The sequence below is a fragment of the Pontibacter sp. Tf4 genome, assembly GCF_014212495.1.
GTDB lineage: Bacteria > Bacteroidota > Bacteroidia > Cytophagales > Hymenobacteraceae > Pontibacter.
Genome location: NZ_JACKZC010000002.1, coordinates 106,724 through 124,067 on the forward strand (window position 1 = coordinate 106,724; position 17,344 = coordinate 124,067).

A 17,344-nucleotide genomic window follows, 5' to 3' on the forward strand; every position below is an offset into this window, starting at 1 on the left:
TTGTTAATTCTGTTTTAACTATAGTCTGGCTTTGATGATAACAAAAAAGGAGCCAGTTTTCACCGGCTCCTTTTAATATTCAGCTATAGCTCAAACTATAGGTTACATGTTTCTGCGGTACTGTCCGCCAACTTCAAACAATGCATTGGTGATCTGGCCCAGCGAGCAGAATTTCACCGTCTCCATCATCTCTTCGAAAATGTTGCCGTTGTTGATTGCTACCTGCTGAATGCGCTTCAGCATTTCCGCAGACTTATCCGCATTACGCTGGTGCAGCGACTGCAGCATGGATATCTGGTATTGCTTTTCTTCTTCGGTAGCACGGATAACTTCCTGCGGAATAACAGTAGGAGAGCCCTGCGACGACAGGAAGGTGTTCACACCAATGATCGGATATTCGCCCGTATGTTTCAGCGTTTCGTAGTACAGGCTTTCCTCCTGAATCTTACCGCGCTGGTACATCGTCTCCATCGCACCCAATACACCGCCACGCTCCGTTATTCTATCAAACTCTGCCAGTACAGCTTCTTCCACCAGGTCTGTCAGTTCTTCGATGATGAACGAGCCCTGCAGTGGGTTCTCATTCTTCGCCAGACCCAGCTCACGGTTTATAATCAACTGGATCGCCATCGCACGACGTACGGAAGCTTCGGTTGGCGTTGTAATGGCCTCGTCGTAAGCGTTGGTGTGAAGCGAGTTACAGTTATCGTAAATCGCGTAGAGAGCCTGCAGCGTCGTACGGATGTCGTTGAAGTCGATCTCCTGTGCGTGCAGCGAACGGCCAGACGTTTGGATATGGTACTTCAGCATCTGCGAACGGGCATCGGCGTTATACTTGTGCTTCATCGCTTTTGCCCAGATACGACGGGCCACACGGCCGATTACCGCATACTCCGGATCGATACCATTAGAGAAGAAGAAGCTCAGGTTTGGAGCAAACTTGTTGATGTCCATGCCGCGGCTCACGTAATACTCTACGAAAGTAAAGCCGTTGGCCAGTGTGAAGGCCAGCTGCGAGATTGGGTTGGCACCTGCTTCTGCAATGTGGTAACCGGAGATAGAAACCGAGTAGAAGTTGCGCACGTTCTTGTTGATGAAGTACTGCTGCACGTCGCCCATCAAACGGAGCGAGAACTCGGTAGAGAAGATACAGGTATTTTGTGCCTGGTCTTCTTTCAGGATATCCGCCTGTACGGTACCGCGCACTGCTGCCAGCGTACGTGTTTTAATCGGCTCATATACTTCAGCAGGCAATACCTGGTCACCGGTAACGCCCAGTAGCATTAAACCTAAGCCATCGTTACCTTTTGGTAACTCACCCTGGTATCTCGGACGTTCAACACCTTTCTCTTTATAGATCGCTTCAATCTTTGCGTTTATCTCCTCTTCCAGGCCATGCTCTTTGATGTATAGTTCGCACTGCTGATCGATGGCGGCATTCATGAAGAAACCTGTAAGTATAGCCGCAGGACCATTGATGGTCATCGAAACCGAGGTCATTGGGTCGGCCAGATTGAAGCCGGAGTATAGTTTCTTGGCATCGTCCAGGCAGCAAATGCTTACACCAGAGTTACCAATTTTACCATAAATATCCGGACGGAAATCAGGGTCTTCACCGTAAAGTGTTACCGAGTCGAAGGCTGTAGACAAACGCTTGGCGGGCATGCCTAAACTTACATAGTGGAAGCGACGGTTCGTACGTTCCGGTCCGCCTTCGCCGGCAAACATACGGGTTGGGTCTTCGCCTTCGCGCTTGAACGGGAACACACCCGCCGTGTAAGGGAACTCGCCAGGTACGTTCTCTTGTAAGTTCCACTTAAGCAAGTCACCCCATGCTTCGTAGCGAGGAGTAGCAACTTTCGGAATCTGTAAATGGGAAAGCGACTCTGTGTGCGTCTTGATCTTCAGTTCTTTGTCGCGTACCTTGAACACGTAGAACTCATTCTTATAAGCCTGTACTTTGTCTTTCCAGTTCTCGAGTATCTTCTTGTTCTGGCCGTCCAGGTTCAGTTCTACTTCGGCGTAAGCTTCTTCCAGTTGTTTTACTAAACGGTCTTTATCGGCAATCTCTATAGTCTGAACTGCTTCAATCGACTTCTTGATGCCGTATAGTTTCTGCGCTACTTCTGCCTGGTCCTTGCTCCACTTGTCGTAGTTGCGGATAGTCTCCGAAATCTCAGAAAGGTAACGCGTACGGGCAGGAGGGATGATGTATACTTTCTCTGACATCTCCTGCGACGTATGCAAGTTAGATGCGAACTCAACACCAGTTTTCTCTGTAATCTTCGCCATTACTGCACGGTACAGGCGGTTCATACCCGGGTCGTTGAACTGAGAAGCTATAGTTCCGAATACCGGAATGTCGTCATCGTTCACTTCCCATAGTTGGTGGTTGCGCTTGTACTGCTTTTTTACATCACGCAGGGCATCCAGGGCACCACGCTTGTCGAATTTGTTCAGAGCAATTACATCGGCAAAGTCCAGCATGTCGATCTTTTCGAGCTGTGTGGCGGCACCGTACTCCGGCGTCATCACATACAAACTCATATCCGAGTGCTCGATGATCTCGGTATCTGACTGACCAATACCGGAAGTCTCCAGGATGATCAGGTCAAAGTCAGCAGCTTTTACGATATCTACAGCGTCCTGCACATACTTGCTCAGGGCCAGGTTGCTTTGGCGGGTAGCCAGCGAGCGCATATAAACTCTTTCGTTGGAGATCGAGTTCATACGAATTCTATCACCAAGTAGGGCACCACCAGTCTTACGTTTTGACGGGTCTACGGAGATGATGGCAATTTTCTTTTCCGGGAAATCCAGCAGGAAACGGCGCACCAGCTCATCAACTAAAGATGATTTACCAGCACCACCTGTACCGGTTATACCCAGCACCGGCGTCTTCACTTCCTTGGCCTGCTCTTTTACTTCGTTCAGTATGGATCGGGCTTCTTCCGGGAAGTTCTCGGCAGCTGATATTAATCGGGCAATGGCTTTCGGATCCTTATCACGCAGGTGCTTCGCTTCGCCATTCAGGTTATTGCCCGTCGGAAAGTCGCATTTTTCAAGCATATCGTTGATCATACCCTGCAGGCCCATTGCGCGTCCGTCGTCCGGAGAGTAGATACGGGCAATGCCGTATTCGTGCAGTTCTTCTATCTCGGTTGGGAGGATAACGCCGCCACCGCCGCCGAAGATGCGGATATGACCACAACCACGCTCTTTCAGCAGGTCGTACATATACTTGAAGTACTCGATGTGGCCGCCCTGATACGAGGTAATGGCAATAGCCTGTGCATCTTCCTGAATGGCGCAATCCACAATCTCCTGCACCGAACGGTTATGGCCTAAGTGTATCACTTCTGCGCCCGATGCCTGTATGATACGACGCATGATGTTAATGGCAGCGTCGTGGCCGTCGAACAGAGAAGCTGCTGTCACGATACGGATATGGTTGACAGGCTTATATGGTTCTACTTTAGTAATGGACATACTTTAGTAACAAGATTTATCAAAATATGATGCGAAGATAGGATTAAGATTTATAAGATTAAAGGATGGGCAGGATTTGGCTAATTTTCTATAGTTGTATACGCAACTATAGAAACCCTGACAATACAAAACAGAACAACAACTATAGTTTAGGCTGCTGAATAGAAAGGTATAGTTGCAGAAAGTTTTACGGTTTATTGATAGCCCAGGCCTGCTTCTTTGCCCACTGATACCAGATCGGCTACGTTGACGGTGCCCAGTTTTTGCTGTATGTTTTTGCGATGAGTGCTTACCGTGTTAGGGCTGATGTATAGTTTGTCGGCAATGGCTTTGGTGCTGAGGCCACGGCACACCAGGTCCAGCACTTCCAGTTCACGTTTGCGCAACGATCGGATCAGGAGTTTGTTCTTTTGCTTCAGGTTTTCGCGCAGGGCCTGCACCAGTTGCCTGTCCGTGTTCATCCGGGGGCTCATGTCCACGTCCACGCACAGCAGTTCTTTTACCTGGTCCGATTCGTCCACCCGAAAAGCTTTGGCCCAGCCTATAAACCATTTATAGTCTTTCTCATCCTTGTGCCGTGCCCGGAAAACGCCGCCAAACTCAGCTCCGTCAAAATTCTGGTAGTGTGTGATGCTGTTGTCCGGTATGTTCTGGTCGTCGGGATGCACGATCTTATACATATACTCCATGCCGCCCATTTCCTGTATTTCCTCCAGGGTATAGCCCAGGGATTCCTCATTGGTTTTGTTGCACCAGATAAGGCCTTCCTGCAGGTCGGAGATGTAGATATTGGCCGGAACCTGGTGCACTACTTTCTCCAGAAACGCACATTTTTCCTGCAATTCCTGTAGTTGTTGTTCCAGTTCGGCAATTCTGTTAAGCGGTTGGGGGTGAGTTTGCTTTTCAGCCATGTAGAGTTTAGGTATAAGAGTGCGCAGATTTACCTATAAAATTAAGCATAACATACCAGACTATAAAGCAATGCGCGCCCACATTTCATTATAATTTATAAGTTAAGATTTATAGTTTGCAGCATTGCCGGTCTGCGCTGCTAATGGCAGGTGCTGTGGCTATAGTTTCCGTTTATTGCCGTTTTCCTCTTTCAGCCGCTGCTGGTGTTTTTCCATCGTATCCATCACTTTTTCGGGGGCTACATCTTTTTCCAGTTCATCAATTTCCGGGTTCGCCGATTCCTGTATATCCATTTTATGGGCAATGGCCCTGACGAGTTTTACCAGGTGCGTTACCTCGTGTTCGGTCAGCAGGCTGATCTGCAGGTCCAGCTCGGCGCGTTTATCGGCCTGCGCCGACATGCGGTTCTGGCTAATGAGCACAAAAGTAGAAAGGAAAATGGCCTCTACGGATGCTACCATGGCCAGCACAACAAGCGAAGGGTCGAAAGGCTCCAGCCCTAACAGACCGGTATTCCATAGTATCCAGACACCGAAAAAAACGATGTGGATGTACACGAATTTCATGCTGCCTACAAAGCCGGTAATGGTATCAGCCAGCCTGTTCTCTCTCGATCTTTCCTTGTCTTCCTGTCTTTTGCGTTCCAGCAGGGCCAGTATGTTACGCTCTACAACCCGGGCCATTTCGCCCGAAGCGTCCGGGGCAGTTTCTGTTTTATTATTTTCTTGCATAAAGGTCGGTAATGCTGCTTTGTATACGTGGCGAGGTTGCAGAAACTATAGTTTATAGCGCTTTGGATGAGTTTACCCCGCAAGTACAGGGCCGTTTTGCCGGTGATTTCAGCTTCCGGAACCTGTGGCTGACCATGCTATAGTTGCACCAACATGTTTTTAGCGCATAAATCTTAGCCAAATCTTACGCTGGGTGGCTGCAACAAACACAATTCTTCTTAACTTTGTTTTTCGTATAGATACTTATGAAGAACATTCGCAATTTCTGCATCATTGCCCACATCGACCATGGTAAAAGTACGCTGGCCGATCGCCTGCTGGAGTTTACCTCCACGGTAGCGGAGCGTGAGATGCAAAACCAGCTGCTCGATAACATGGACCTGGAGCGTGAGCGCGGCATTACTATTAAGAGCCACGCCATCCAGATGAACTATAACTATAAAGGAGAGGACTATGTGCTCAACCTGATCGATACACCAGGCCACGTAGACTTTTCCTATGAAGTATCCCGTTCCATTGCTGCCTGCGAGGGCGCACTGCTGATCGTGGACTCTTCGCAGGGCATTGAAGCCCAGACCATCTCCAACCTGTACCTGGCTATCGGCTCTGACCTGGAGATTATCCCGGTACTGAACAAGATAGACCTGCCACATGCCATGCCGGAAGAGGTATCGGATCAGATCATCGACCTGATCGGTTGCGACCGCGAAGACATTATTCACGCCTCCGGTAAAGCTGGTATTGGTATCGAAGAAATTCTGAATGCTATTTGTGAGCGTATTCCGGCACCAAAAGGCGACCCGGCGGCTCCGTTACAGGCCCTTATCTTCGACTCTGTTTTTAACTCTTACCGTGGTATCGAAGTTTATTTCCGTATCTACAATGGCACGCTGAAGAAAGGGGAGAAGGTAAAGTTCATTAACACGGGCAAAACCTACGAAGCCGACGAGATTGGCGTGCTGAAACTGAACCAGGAAGCGCGCCAGGAGATGTCGGCCGGTAATGTGGGATACCTGATCTCGGGTATCAAAAACGCCAAAGAAGTAAAAGTAGGCGATACTATAACTCACGTGGACCGTCCGGCGCAGGGCATCCAGGGTTTTGAAGATGTGAAGCCGATGGTATTTGCCGGTATTTACCCGGTAGAGACAAGCGAGTACGAAGAACTGCGTGCTTCCATGGAAAAGCTGCAACTGAATGATGCTTCGCTGGTGTGGGAGCCTGAGACTTCTGCTGCACTTGGTTTTGGTTTCCGTTGCGGTTTCCTGGGCATGCTGCACATGGAGATCGTACAGGAGCGTCTGGAACGCGAATTCGACATGACGGTGATCACTACTGTTCCGTCGGTGCAGTTCCATGCCTATACTACCAAAAACGAAATGGTGAAGGTGAACGCGCCATCCGAGATGCCGGAGCCAAACTATATCGACCACATCGAGGAGCCATTCATTAAAGCGCAGATCATTTCCAAAGCCGAGTACGTGGGACCGATCATTACGCTGTGTATGGAGAAACGCGGCATCCTGAAAAACCAGACCTACCTTACATCCGACAGGGTAGAACTTTCGTTTGAAATGCCGCTGGCCGAGATCGTATTCGACTTCTTTGATAAACTGAAAACTATTTCGCGCGGGTACGCCTCGTTGGACTATGAGTTGATCGGTTTCCGCCAGTCTAACATGGTGAAGCTGGATGTGATGCTGAACGGCGAGAAAGTAGATGCGCTTTCGGCTATAGTTCACCGCGACAAAGCCTACGAGTGGGGCAAGCGCCTGTGCGAAAAGCTACGCGAACTGCTGCCACGCCAGATGTTCGAGATCGCCATCCAGGCAGCTATCGGGCAGAAGATCATCGCCCGCGAAACGGTAAAAGCCATGCGCAAGAACGTACTGGCCAAGTGCTACGGCGGTGACATCTCGCGTAAACGTAAGCTCTTAGAGAAACAGAAAAAAGGAAAGAAACGCATGCGCCAGGTTGGTAACGTGGAAATTCCGCAAGAAGCCTTCTTAGCCGTGCTTAAACTCGACTAACCAGACAAGCCCCGACGTGCCCCTGCGCGCCGGGGCTTGTGGTTTAATAAACTATAGTTTTGTACGCAGACATTACCATAAAAGCCCGGTGTCCGGATCCAGCAAATGCAGAAGCTACGCTGCTGGAGCACGGTGCCCATTTTGCCGGACTGGATATACAGACGGATACTTACTATGAAACAGACTATGGTAAGCTAAAGCACCGGCAGGGAAACATTGAGAATGTACTGATCCACTATAACCGGAAGGCAGCCGGAAATGCCAGCGAAACAGAAGTGCTCCTGTATCTGAAAAACCCGGGCGCTGAAACTATAGCTCAGATCTGCGGCGAACAACGTGTGCTGATGCAGGTAAGAAAAACCCGGCGGATCTTTTTTGTTGAGAACGTGAAGTTTCATATCGATTTTATAGAGTCCCTGGGTTGGTTTTTAGAGATAGAAGCAATTGATCTGGAAGGTTCGCTTGGTAAAGATCTGCTCCGGCATCAGTGCAATCATTACAGGGATTTGCTGCAGATAGAGGAGGAGAACCTTGTCCATGTTTCCTACACAGACCTGTTACAGTATTCTTAATTTGTAATTCAACATTCATAATTCACATAAACTATGATCCTGCTCGACGGTAAGAGAACATCGGAAGCGATACAAGAAGAAATTGCTGCGGAAGTAGCTGAGATAAAAGCACACGGCGGCAAGGTGCCACACCTGGCGGCCATACTGGTAGGTAATGATGGCGGTTCTGTAACCTACGTTACCAACAAAGTGCTGGCCTGCGAGCGCGTAGGCTTTGGCTCTTCCCTGATCCGCTACGAAGACGATGTGACCGAAGAAGAACTGCTGGCTAAAATACAGGAACTGAACGAAAGCGATGTAGTAGACGGATTTATAGTGCAGCTGCCACTGCCACGCCACATAAACGCCCAGAAAGTGCTCGAAGCCATTGACCCTCGGAAAGACGTGGACGGTTTCCACCCGATAAATGTGGGCCGTATGGTCGTAAACCTGCCATCCTATCTTCCTGCCACGCCTTATGGTATTTTGCAGCTGCTGGAGCGCTATAACATTGAGACCAACGGCCGGCATTGTGTTGTAATCGGTCGAAGCAATATTGTGGGCACGCCGATGAGCATCCTGATGGCGAAAGGTGGCTACCCCGGCAATGCAACTGTTACCCTGTGTCACCGCAATACCGTAGACCTTGGCTATCATACCCGCCAGGCAGACATTATTATTATAGCCGTTGGCCAGCCCGGTCTGCTGACAGCCGACATGGTAAAAGAAGGTGCCGTTGTAATTGATGTGGGTACAACCCGCGTTCCGGATGCATCCCGTAAATCAGGTTACCGTTTGCGTGGCGACGTGGATTTTGAAAATGTGGCTCCGAAGTGCAGCTATATTACACCAGTACCAGGTGGGGTTGGCCCGTTAACGATTGCCATGTTGCTGAAAAATACCCTGCGCGCCGCCAAACAGGAAGTGTACGTTTAAACTATAGCTTTACAGGTAATTCAAGCCCTGTTGTGCGAAACACAACAGGGCTTTTTACTTAAACCAAGTTTTTAATAGCAGCAGAGTAAGTTTTGTCTGAATCAGGATTTACAGGATTAAAGGATTTTCAGGATTGGAGATATTGTTATAGTTGGAATGGCTGTAGTTTCATAGTCGCGGTTGGTCGTCCAACCACCCCTGCCCCTCCTTATCTAAGGAGGGGAACTCTGATACTGCTATAGGTTCAACTATAGTTCTATAGTTACAGCAGTAGAAAGGACAGGTTTACCTGTCCCTGCGGATTTACAACCACGAGAAAAACCGGTCTGCTACAACCAAGAGATATTAAGCAAACTATAGCCAAAACAGCAGCTATCGAATTGATATCAGTCTTTGGGTTGAGCGCCTTGTAGATTTCCGGTGCCGCAAGGCATTGCGACGGTAGGAGCAAAGGAAATGTACACCGCGCGATGCCCGAAGACGGGGCCTCCCGGCCCGGGAGGGAGACAAGCAAACTATAAAACTATAGGCTATTAAAGCTCCCAGGATTAGAGGAAACTATTGAACAACGGCTTGGTTCCAGCAGTAGGCAAAGCCAACTATAGGAGGATAGCTTTTGAGCATCAACTATAGTTTGAGATAGATTTCTCACGTTGTTCGAAATGACAATAGTGGGTTATTTGACATATACGATCCCTCACAGCTACGCTGGCTCTTTTCGACTCACGTCTCAGGAATGCTCGGGATGACTATAGTGTAAGAATTACAGGCCTCACATACCTCAAACCACAAACAAACAACAGCAATTACCACAAGCAACGGAACAGAAGGGACTGTAAACCATGTTGCAATTTTAGCTACCTTTGCAAGTTCTGCGGTAGTTGCAGATAGCAATTTAAAAGAAAGAGCATCGGCTATAGTTGCGATGCTAAAGTTAGAGAGTACATTGGAATCAACAAAGACATACAAAACCGCTTCTATACACCAGGTGCCGAAAGATGGCAGCCAGTTACCGCTGATGGAAGCATTTTATACCATACAGGGCGAAGGAGGCAATACAGGAACAGCAGCTTACTTTATACGCCTGGGCGGCTGCGACGTAGGTTGCCACTGGTGCGATGTGAAAGAAAGCTGGGACGCTGAATTACACCCGCTTACACCCGTAGAAACGATCGTTGAAACCGCTGCTCCTTTTCCGGGCAAGACGGTGGTGGTAACGGGCGGAGAGCCCTTGCTGTATAACCTGAACCCGCTCACCAGCCAGCTGCAGGAACAGGGCATGCGCACCATGATCGAGACCTCGGGCGCTTACCCCTTGAGCGGCTACTGGGACTGGATCTGTTTGTCGCCTAAAAAGTTTAAAGCTCCACACGATTCGGTGTACCCGCATGCGGATGAGCTGAAAGTTATTATCTTTAACAAGAGCGATTTTACGTGGGCGGAAGAGCACGCGGCTAAAGTTGGGCCAAAAACCAAACTTTATCTGCAGCCGGAGTGGAGCAAAGCCAACCAATTAATGCCGCTCATAGTAGAATACGTGAAATCAAATCCGCAGTGGCGTGTGTCGTTGCAGACGCACAAATACATGGACATTCCTTAACAAGCTATGCTTAAAAACCTGCTCGCTCTTTTTCTGAGTTTTATAGTTTCTGTAACGGTAGTTGCCCAGCAGCAAAACTTATCCACCAGCTCTAAAAAAGCTGAAAACCTGTACCTCAAAGCCGACCAATACGCCCGTACCAGAGATTTCGGGAAGGCACTGGAGTTACTGGCGCAGGCCGTAGAAAAAGATCCGAATTTTGCAGAAGCATACTTGAAGGCCTCTAACCTGAACAAGATGATGGGCAACAAAGGGGCTGCTTTCGAACAACTGCAGCAGGGACTGAAGCTGATGCCCTACAACCCGGCCTTTGCCAACTATTACTTCGACCTGGCAGAACTGTATTTCGATAGGGGCGATTACCAGGAGGCCAAAACAAATTACGATGCTTTCCTGAAAGCGAAGCCCCGCAACGCAAAGCAGGTAGCCTATGTGCAGGACCAGTTAGCGACCGCCGATTATGCCGTGAAAGCGATGCAGAATCCGGTGGAGTTTACCTCGGTGCAGCTGCCCGCAAGCATCAACAAAAATCCGTTGCAGTATTTCCCATCCACCACTGCCGACCAGAAGTACCTGATCTTTACAGCCCGCAAAGGCCATCGCCCTGACGATGATGAGAATATTCTGATCAGTGAAAACAAAGCAGATGAATGGCAGGCGCCGGTCTCTATCTCTGAAACTATAAATACCCCAGCCAACGAGGGCGCCGCTACTATTTCCGGAGACGGTAAAACATTAGTGTTTACCTCCTGCAGCCGCCCCGACAGCTTCGGAGACTGCGACCTGTACATATCTTACCGCACCGGCAACGAATGGAGCAAACCCCAGAACATGGGCAACACCGTTAACTCAAAAGCCTGGGAGTCGCAGCCGAGCCTTTCTGCCGATGGGCGTACGTTGTATTTCAGTTCGGTGCGCGGTGGAGGCGTTGGCCGTGAGGATATCTGGGTTACAACCCGTAACGAGGATGGTACTTGGCTGGCCCCGCGCAACTTAGGCGAGCCAGTAAACTCCAAAGGCCGCGACCTGGCGCCGTTTATACACGTGAGTGGCGCTACACTTTATTTTGTGAGTGATGGGCACCAGGGCTTGGGTGGGCTGGATGTTTTTAAAACGGATCTGGCTGGTAAGCAGCAATGGCAGCAACCCGAAAACCTGGGCTACCCATTAAATACACACGCCGACGAGAGCTCCCTTTATATTACGCCGGATAACAAGCTTGGCTTTTATGCCCGCAGCATGGTAACCGATGCCGGTGCCTCAACCGTGCAGCTTTTTGCGCTGGATGTGCCGCCTGTCTGGAAGGCTAAAGGTAAAAGCACCTATGCGCAGGGCCGCGTATATCACGCCGATACAAAACAGCCGCTGGGCGCCACCGTGCAACTATACGATGTTGTGGCCGACTCGCTGGTGCAGCAGGTACAGTCGGATAAAGTGAGTGGCGAGTATACTGTTGTGCTGACCGAGGGAAAACAATATGCCCTATTTGTAAACGCGCCACAGTTTTTAATGAACAGCCTCAGCTTCGACTATACTTCCCGTCAGAACCTGTCGCCGGTGGCACTGGATGTTTACCTGAAACCCATTAAAACCGGTGCAGCTGTCGTGCTAAATAATCTGTTTTTCCCGAGTGCCAAGTACAACCTGGAGAAAAAGTCTGAGACGGAGCTGAATAAACTCATCAGCTTTATGCGCCAGAACAAGGATGTTAAAATAGAGATTACCGGCCATACCGACGACGTAGGTTCTGATGCTGCCAACCAGGTCCTGTCTGAAAAGCGGGCGAAAGCAGTAACAGATTATCTAGTTGCGCATGGTATTGCGTCTAATCGTATCCGTTACAAAGGCTTCGGGGAGACAAAGCCAGTCAAGCCCAACACTTCTGAAGAGAACCGCCAGTTTAATAGAAGGATTGAGATGCAGATTTTGTAAAGTCTGAGGCTTCTGCTGTGTTCCAAATTGTTTTATAGTTAGCTATAGTTTCTGTTCTACGTTTTGCTGCTGGCGTGGGTATCCTGTTCGTAACTTAGTGCAGTGTTTAGTCTCCTGATTAAGCTATCCCGACAAGGATAGGTTTACCAAGAACGCTGGCTATAGTTTGTTAAGCTATAGTTATTTCTTTGTCATGTCGAGCGCAGTCGAGACATCTTATGGATCCAATAATCCATATTTGTCATTTCGAGTGTAGCGAGAAATCTATCTCAGACTATAGTTCAATAAGCTATAGTTCTATAGTTGCCTTTGCCTACTGCTGGGAACAAGCCGTTGTACTATAGTTTCCTCTAATCCTGGGAGCTCTAATCACCCATCGTTTTATAGTTTGTTTGGCTCCCTCCTGGGCCCGGATGCCCCGTCTTCGGGCATCGCGCGGTGTACATTCCCTTTGCTCGTACCTCGCAATGCCTTTCGGCACCGGAAATCTACAAGGCGCTCAACCCAAAGACTGAGATCAATTCGATAGCTAGGCTATTGCTATAGTTTCTGTACTTGCTCTTGGGTAGAGCAGATCGGTTTTACTCGTGACTATAGTTCCGAAGGGACAGGTAAACCTGTCCTGTTCACAGGCTGTAACTATAGAACTATAGTTTAGGGATGGCAAATTCAGAGTTCCCCTCCTTAGATAAGGAGGGGCAGGGGTGGTTGGACCAACCGCAACTATAGAACAATAGCTGAAACTATAGCTTATGCCAAATCCCGCTTAAAACAAAAAAGGCTGATCTTTTCAGACCAGCCTCCCTATTTGTATCAGATACGGTTATCTCTTGTTCATTGGCACGTAGTTGCGCTCTGTTTCGCCGGTGTAAACCTGGCGCGGACGGCCGATCGGCTCTTTCTGCTCACGCATTTCTTTCCACTGTGCGATCCAGCCTGGCAGACGACCAAGGGCAAACATCACAGTGAACATATCTGTCGGGATGCCAAGGGCGCGGTAGATGATACCTGAGTAGAAGTCTACGTTAGGGTATAGTTTACGCTCCACGAAATACTGATCAGTAAGGGCTGCTTCTTCCAGCTCTTTGGCAATGTCCAGGATCGGGTCTTTCACGCCAAGGGCAGTCAGTACTTCATCAGCTGCTTTTTTGATGATCTTCGCGCGTGGGTCAAAGTTTTTGTACACACGGTGACCGAAGCCCATCAGACGGAACGGATCGTTCTTGTCTTTTGCTTTCTCGATGAATTTCTTAGAGTCGCCGCCATCTGCTTTAATTTCTTCCAGCATCTCGATCACAGCCTGGTTAGCGCCACCATGCAGCGGGCCCCACAGTGCAGAAATACCTGCAGATACAGAAGAGTAAAGGCTTGCGTTAGCTGAACCTACCAGACGCACAGTTGATGTAGAGCAGTTTTGCTCGTGGTCAGCGTGCAGGATCAGCAGTTTGTTCAGGGCATCTACAACTACCGGGTTGATCTCATAATCTTCGGTAGGGTAGGCAAACATCATGTGCAGGAAGTTGGAGCAGTAGTCCAGCTTGTTCTTAGGGTAGTTAACCGGATGCCCGATAGAATTCTTGTATGACCAGGCTGCTATTGTTGGCATTTTAGCCATCAGGCGGATGATCGACAGGTTAAGTTCTTCGGTGCTCTGGTTCGGGTTAAGCGACTCCGGATAGAAAGCGGTAAGCGAGCTAACCAGGGCAGACAGAATACCCATTGGGTGAGCTGCAGACGGGAAACCATCCAGTATCTTGCGCATATCCTCGTTTACAAGGGTATGCATTTTAATAGAGTTGCTGAAATCATCCAGTTCCTGGGCGGTTGGCAGTTTGCCGTAGATCAGCAGATACGCTACTTCTATAAAGTTTGAGTTCTCTGCCAGCTGTTCGATCGGGTAGCCTCTGTAACGCAGAATACCTTCTTCACCATCCAGAAACGTGATAGCACTTTCGGTAGCGCCCGTATTTTTATAACCTGAGTCCAGCGTAATGTAGCCGCTCTCGGCACGCAGGTTGTTTATATCAATTGCTTTTTCGTCTTCGGTACCTACTACAATAGGCATTTTATAGGATTTACCCTCTAAAATAATTTCAGCGAAATCTGACATTGTTTCGATTAGTTTATGTCCGTTGTTGTGTCTCTTTTAATAAGGCGAAATTATGCAAAAATGTATTAAAATGAAATCAGACCAGTTCTTAATATCTGTATTTTATAATATAATAACACCTTATCAACTATAGCCTATGGTATAAACGGCAAAGCGCCAAAAAGTTTTTAATCCTGAGCAATTATAATTCTGAGGTAAACCCGTTTTGCTGCGCCCCAGGTGCTTACCACACGGGCGGTACATCTTCATCATCGTCGTCGGTGGTACTGCTGAAACCGTCGCGTGGATTATAAGGTGTGCCGCGGCCCTCCAGGTGGTTCTGCATGTCGTGGTGCAGCTTTATAGCATCCAGCCGGATAAACTCGTGCCATAGTTCCTGGTCATCTTCCGATAACTGGCTGATCAGGTCGTTCAGTTGCAGGCTTTTGCCCTGTTGCACCATGTCGCGGATGTACGGGTCCGAATCCACAAGCACCTGTATCCGCACCCGGAAATAACTGTTCAGTTCGCGGTAGCGCTCCTCGTTCCACTCGTTCAGGTTTTCTTGCTCCATAGTTGGTATACTCCGGTTGTGGTAGTTCTGTTGGGTGGTGGCTGTAAAGCCGGTTAAACTATAGCTCAGGCGTTAAAATGATACAGGAATGTGATGATGCCGGTATACGCTGGTTTTTTGCTGCCGTTTATTTCAAGGGTTACTTCGATACGTGTTTTGGCAATGCCGCGCAGGTCTTTTACCGAGAGCATTTTAGCACGCAGGCGCACTTCGCTGTTTACGGTTACTGCCTGGTTAAACCGCAGGTTTTCGATCTCATAGTTTACCTGCATTTTCAGGTTGCCGATCTCCACGATCTGGTGCCACAGGTAGGGGAGTAGCGACACGGTCAGGTAACCATGGGCTATAGTTGCGCCAAAGGGTGTTTCTGTTCTGGCCCGCTCTGCATCCAGGTGTATCCACTGGTGGTCCAGGGTGGCGTCGGCAAATTTGGTTATCTGCTCCTGTGTAATGGTGTGCCACTCCGATACGCCCATTTCCTGGCCTTCGTACTGCGTTAGTTCCGCCAGGCTGTTGATGAATAATTTGCTCATATAGGTTGTTTGTTGTGTCGGTTTAAGCAGGCTGCCGGTATTGCCTGCCGCGTAATTTCCTGTAAATATAGGGCTAAATCTATAGTTGGCTGTAGCCGTGTGCTCAGAAATTACCGCTGTGGCCAGCAGCCTTATAAAAACAAAAGCAGCCAACTATAACGTAAGCTGCTTTTGCCTGATGTGTTGTATGCTGTACAAGTTGGTTAAGCGGCGTGGCTTAATCGTAGCTGTTCTTTTTCTTTTCCAGTTTGGCTGCTTTCTTTTCCTTATCGGTTTTAGCAGGCTTTTTCTTCGCTTCTTTTTTTGCGTCCTGTGACTTTGCCATGGGAGTTTTGATTTATAGTTTAGCTAAAGATACGAAATTTATAGTTATAAGTCGTTTCAATTTACCTGCAAACGGAAACTGGTAAAACTGCCACACATGTGCTGCAGCCAACTTATTCAAAATAGACTTCCAGTTCGTCATTTGCCAGACCAATGGCTATGCCGTGGCGTAAAATCTTATAGTTCGGGTGGTCGGGGTTGCGCAGGTCCTTTTCTATTTCGGGTAGGGTGAGCCCGTCGGCATCGCCTTCAAAAAAGCGTATCCATAGTCCTTTGCCGGAAGTAAAATCAAGTTCTTCGTCATCGGTATCGTTATCCGACATCAGCTGCATTTCTATTTCACGCAGCTTTATCAGTAACTCCTCGCCGGAAATAATGCCATCCAGGTAGGCGTTGAAAGTTTGCTTTACAGTTGGGGTATAGCGGTCTTGTTTTGTCATGGGGTGGAGGTAATGATTACACTTTATTATAACCAGCTTTTTTTGCTAAACATTTTGGAAACCAGTTAGTTAATAAGAGTGTAATTTGTGGTTTTTTATTGATCTAAATTTTAATTGTGTATGACTCCAAACATTGCACTTGCTTTACTACTTATCGGTTCGGTAGCATATCTTGTTATAGAACTGGCAATTGATTAACGGTATCTACCTTTAAAAACATTTTCTCTGTGCCAGGCTAAATTGGCAGAGGCTGGGTAGTGTTTTGCTCCGAATGGTAAATTTAAGGGCTTGCCCTTTAAGTGGTGGAGCGCATAGTTATTTGCGGTATCTTCTGCTAAAGTATCAGAAACCAAAACTTTCAAATTAACATCAACTGTAATCAGGCCTCTGTCGAAGGCACGATGCAAATTAGGGCAGAGTGCTAGACCATTGGTAATTTTATCATCTTTACTCAAACTGAAAGGTACGATATGACAGGCATCAATCATTGAAAAACCATGACTTGAAACTAACCTCATTCCTGACATACTGCATGTATGATTATAAACCTGAGGCACTAGCTTTTTAAATAATCCGCCGCGTATAAACTGCTCTTCTTCATCTGTTTCCGCTGAATTTATCTTGTATTCAACGGTTGATTCATTCAGCAGATAACTTTGAAGATTCCGGATGTAGCCTCCTTGTTTTACTTTTAAGTAATCAGTTTTGGTTTCTGAAAAGTAGTGGTCGAGTAAAGCCGTTTTCAAAATGTTTCGACACTCTTGATCTATAAGTAACAAATACAGATCATCAGTGAAATAAGCATAATCAACAATTTCATCAAGTGTGCTTATACTTTTGATATGTAAGTTTAACTTAGTTCCGCTCTTAGTATTTACAGCCCAAAAACCTTCTCCTGATAAATGATAAAAAGGAAGTGAGAATTCAGATTTGTGAGCCGTCCTTACAAGAAGAGAGAAAGTTTCTTTAAACAAGCCAACCAATTCAGGAGTTATGTAAATTCTGTTTTCCTTTACTTCACTGTTCTCAAACAGATCAATTAAGGTAAGTAGCAAAATTGGTTTGTGTGGAGCTTTACCATACTTCGTTACTCCCTGTCGTAGTCTGGTAAACTTTTTCAGGTATAGTTTGAGTGTGGTAGAAATGTTAGCCATTGTTTTTATGATTTTAAAGTAAGATAGTAAATCTCACACAGTACAATCA

The 17,344-nt window shown here is 47.7% G+C and carries 14 protein-coding genes; 6 read left to right on the plus strand and 8 right to left on the minus strand.

Annotated elements, in window-relative coordinates:
• Window positions 1–102 precede the first annotated feature (102 nt).
• The 3 genes from H7F15_RS03375 to H7F15_RS03385 all read right to left on the minus strand — a co-directional run bounded on the left by H7F15_RS03375 (window position 103) and on the right by H7F15_RS03385 (window position 5,132).
• A complete protein-coding gene (locus H7F15_RS03375; RefSeq protein ID WP_185195553.1) occupies window positions 103–3,489 on the minus strand; it encodes a methylmalonyl-CoA mutase family protein in 3,387 nt (1,128 codons plus the stop codon).
• Between the two features lie 194 nt (window positions 3,490–3,683).
• Window positions 3,684–4,400 (minus strand): LuxR C-terminal-related transcriptional regulator, encoded by a 717-nt coding sequence (locus H7F15_RS03380; protein ID WP_185195554.1) that lies wholly within the window; start codon window positions 4,398–4,400, stop codon window positions 3,684–3,686.
• Window positions 4,401–4,559: 159 nt separating this feature from the next.
• Window positions 4,560–5,132, minus strand: coding sequence for a DUF1003 domain-containing protein (locus H7F15_RS03385; protein ID WP_185195555.1), 573 nt, complete (start codon window positions 5,130–5,132; stop codon window positions 4,560–4,562).
• An 11-nt stretch (window positions 5,133–5,143) separates the two neighbouring features.
• On the opposite strand from H7F15_RS03385, the gene H7F15_RS19435 reads away from it, so the two are divergent.
• The 6 genes from H7F15_RS19435 to H7F15_RS03410 all read left to right on the plus strand — a co-directional run bounded on the left by H7F15_RS19435 (window position 5,144) and on the right by H7F15_RS03410 (window position 12,181).
• Complete coding sequence (locus H7F15_RS19435) at window positions 5,144–5,275, plus strand: hypothetical protein (protein ID WP_255481062.1); 132 nt, start codon at window positions 5,144–5,146, stop codon at window positions 5,273–5,275.
• A 102-nt stretch (window positions 5,276–5,377) separates the two neighbouring features.
• A complete protein-coding gene (gene lepA, locus H7F15_RS03390) occupies window positions 5,378–7,162 on the plus strand; it encodes a translation elongation factor 4 (protein ID WP_185195556.1) in 1,785 nt (594 codons plus the stop codon).
• Window positions 7,163–7,221: 59 nt separating this feature from the next.
• Window positions 7,222–7,734 carry a class IV adenylate cyclase gene (locus tag H7F15_RS03395; protein ID WP_185195557.1) on the plus strand — a complete coding sequence of 171 codons (513 nt, stop codon included), beginning with the start codon at window positions 7,222–7,224 and terminating at the stop codon, window positions 7,732–7,734.
• A 33-nt stretch (window positions 7,735–7,767) separates the two neighbouring features.
• Window positions 7,768–8,649 carry a bifunctional 5,10-methylenetetrahydrofolate dehydrogenase/5,10-methenyltetrahydrofolate cyclohydrolase gene (locus H7F15_RS03400; protein WP_185195558.1) on the plus strand — a complete coding sequence of 294 codons (882 nt, stop codon included), beginning with the start codon at window positions 7,768–7,770 and terminating at the stop codon, window positions 8,647–8,649.
• A gap of 946 nt (window positions 8,650–9,595) precedes the next feature.
• A complete protein-coding gene (locus H7F15_RS03405) occupies window positions 9,596–10,249 on the plus strand; it encodes a 7-carboxy-7-deazaguanine synthase QueE (protein ID WP_255481063.1) in 654 nt (217 codons plus the stop codon).
• A 6-nt stretch (window positions 10,250–10,255) separates the two neighbouring features.
• Window positions 10,256–12,181 (plus strand): OmpA family protein, encoded by a 1,926-nt coding sequence (locus H7F15_RS03410; protein WP_185195560.1) that lies wholly within the window; start codon window positions 10,256–10,258, stop codon window positions 12,179–12,181.
• Window positions 12,182–13,004: 823 nt separating this feature from the next.
• Here H7F15_RS03410 and H7F15_RS03415 read toward each other — a convergent pair.
• The 5 genes from H7F15_RS03415 to H7F15_RS03435 form a co-directional block, all read right to left on the minus strand.
• Entirely contained in the window at window positions 13,005–14,291 is a 1,287-nt protein-coding gene (locus tag H7F15_RS03415; RefSeq protein ID WP_185195561.1) for a citrate synthase, read from the minus strand.
• 223 nt (window positions 14,292–14,514) lie between these two features.
• Window positions 14,515–14,844: a hypothetical protein gene (locus H7F15_RS03420; RefSeq protein WP_185195562.1), complete on the minus strand. Its 330-nt coding sequence runs from the start codon at window positions 14,842–14,844 to the stop codon at window positions 14,515–14,517.
• Window positions 14,845–14,909: 65 nt separating this feature from the next.
• Complete coding sequence (locus tag H7F15_RS03425) at window positions 14,910–15,377, minus strand: MaoC family dehydratase (protein WP_185195563.1); 468 nt, start codon at window positions 15,375–15,377, stop codon at window positions 14,910–14,912.
• Between the two features lie 437 nt (window positions 15,378–15,814).
• Entirely contained in the window at window positions 15,815–16,141 is a 327-nt protein-coding gene (locus tag H7F15_RS03430) for a hypothetical protein (protein WP_185195564.1), read from the minus strand.
• Window positions 16,142–16,335: 194 nt separating this feature from the next.
• Entirely contained in the window at window positions 16,336–17,295 is a 960-nt protein-coding gene (locus H7F15_RS03435) for an HNH endonuclease (protein ID WP_185195565.1), read from the minus strand.
• Window positions 17,296–17,344: the final 49 nt, after the last annotated feature.

What these genes read in the sequence shown, in the direction of transcription:
- H7F15_RS03380 (WP_185195554.1), bottom strand. Translation starts at nt 4,400, where the DNA reads ATGGCTGAAAAGCAAACTCACCCCCAACCGCTTAACAGAATTGCCGAA.
- H7F15_RS03420 (WP_185195562.1), bottom strand. Translation starts at nt 14,844, where the DNA reads ATGGAGCAAGAAAACCTGAACGAGTGGAACGAGGAGCGCTACCGCGAA.
- H7F15_RS03375 (WP_185195553.1), bottom strand. Translation starts at nt 3,489, where the DNA reads ATGTCCATTACTAAAGTAGAACCATATAAGCCTGTCAACCATATCCGT.
- H7F15_RS03415 (WP_185195561.1), bottom strand. Translation starts at nt 14,291, where the DNA reads ATGTCAGATTTCGCTGAAATTATTTTAGAGGGTAAATCCTATAAAATG.
- H7F15_RS03385 (WP_185195555.1), bottom strand. Translation starts at nt 5,132, where the DNA reads ATGCAAGAAAATAATAAAACAGAAACTGCCCCGGACGCTTCGGGCGAA.
- H7F15_RS03435 (WP_185195565.1), bottom strand. Translation starts at nt 17,295, where the DNA reads ATGGCTAACATTTCTACCACACTCAAACTATACCTGAAAAAGTTTACC.
- H7F15_RS03425 (WP_185195563.1), bottom strand. Translation starts at nt 15,377, where the DNA reads ATGAGCAAATTATTCATCAACAGCCTGGCGGAACTAACGCAGTACGAA.
- lepA (WP_185195556.1), top strand. Translation starts at nt 5,378, where the DNA reads ATGAAGAACATTCGCAATTTCTGCATCATTGCCCACATCGACCATGGT.
- H7F15_RS03430 (WP_185195564.1), bottom strand. Translation starts at nt 16,141, where the DNA reads ATGACAAAACAAGACCGCTATACCCCAACTGTAAAGCAAACTTTCAAC.
- H7F15_RS03400 (WP_185195558.1), top strand. Translation starts at nt 7,768, where the DNA reads ATGATCCTGCTCGACGGTAAGAGAACATCGGAAGCGATACAAGAAGAA.
- H7F15_RS19435 (WP_255481062.1), top strand. Translation starts at nt 5,144, where the DNA reads ATGCTGCTTTGTATACGTGGCGAGGTTGCAGAAACTATAGTTTATAGC.
- H7F15_RS03410 (WP_185195560.1), top strand. Translation starts at nt 10,256, where the DNA reads ATGCTTAAAAACCTGCTCGCTCTTTTTCTGAGTTTTATAGTTTCTGTA.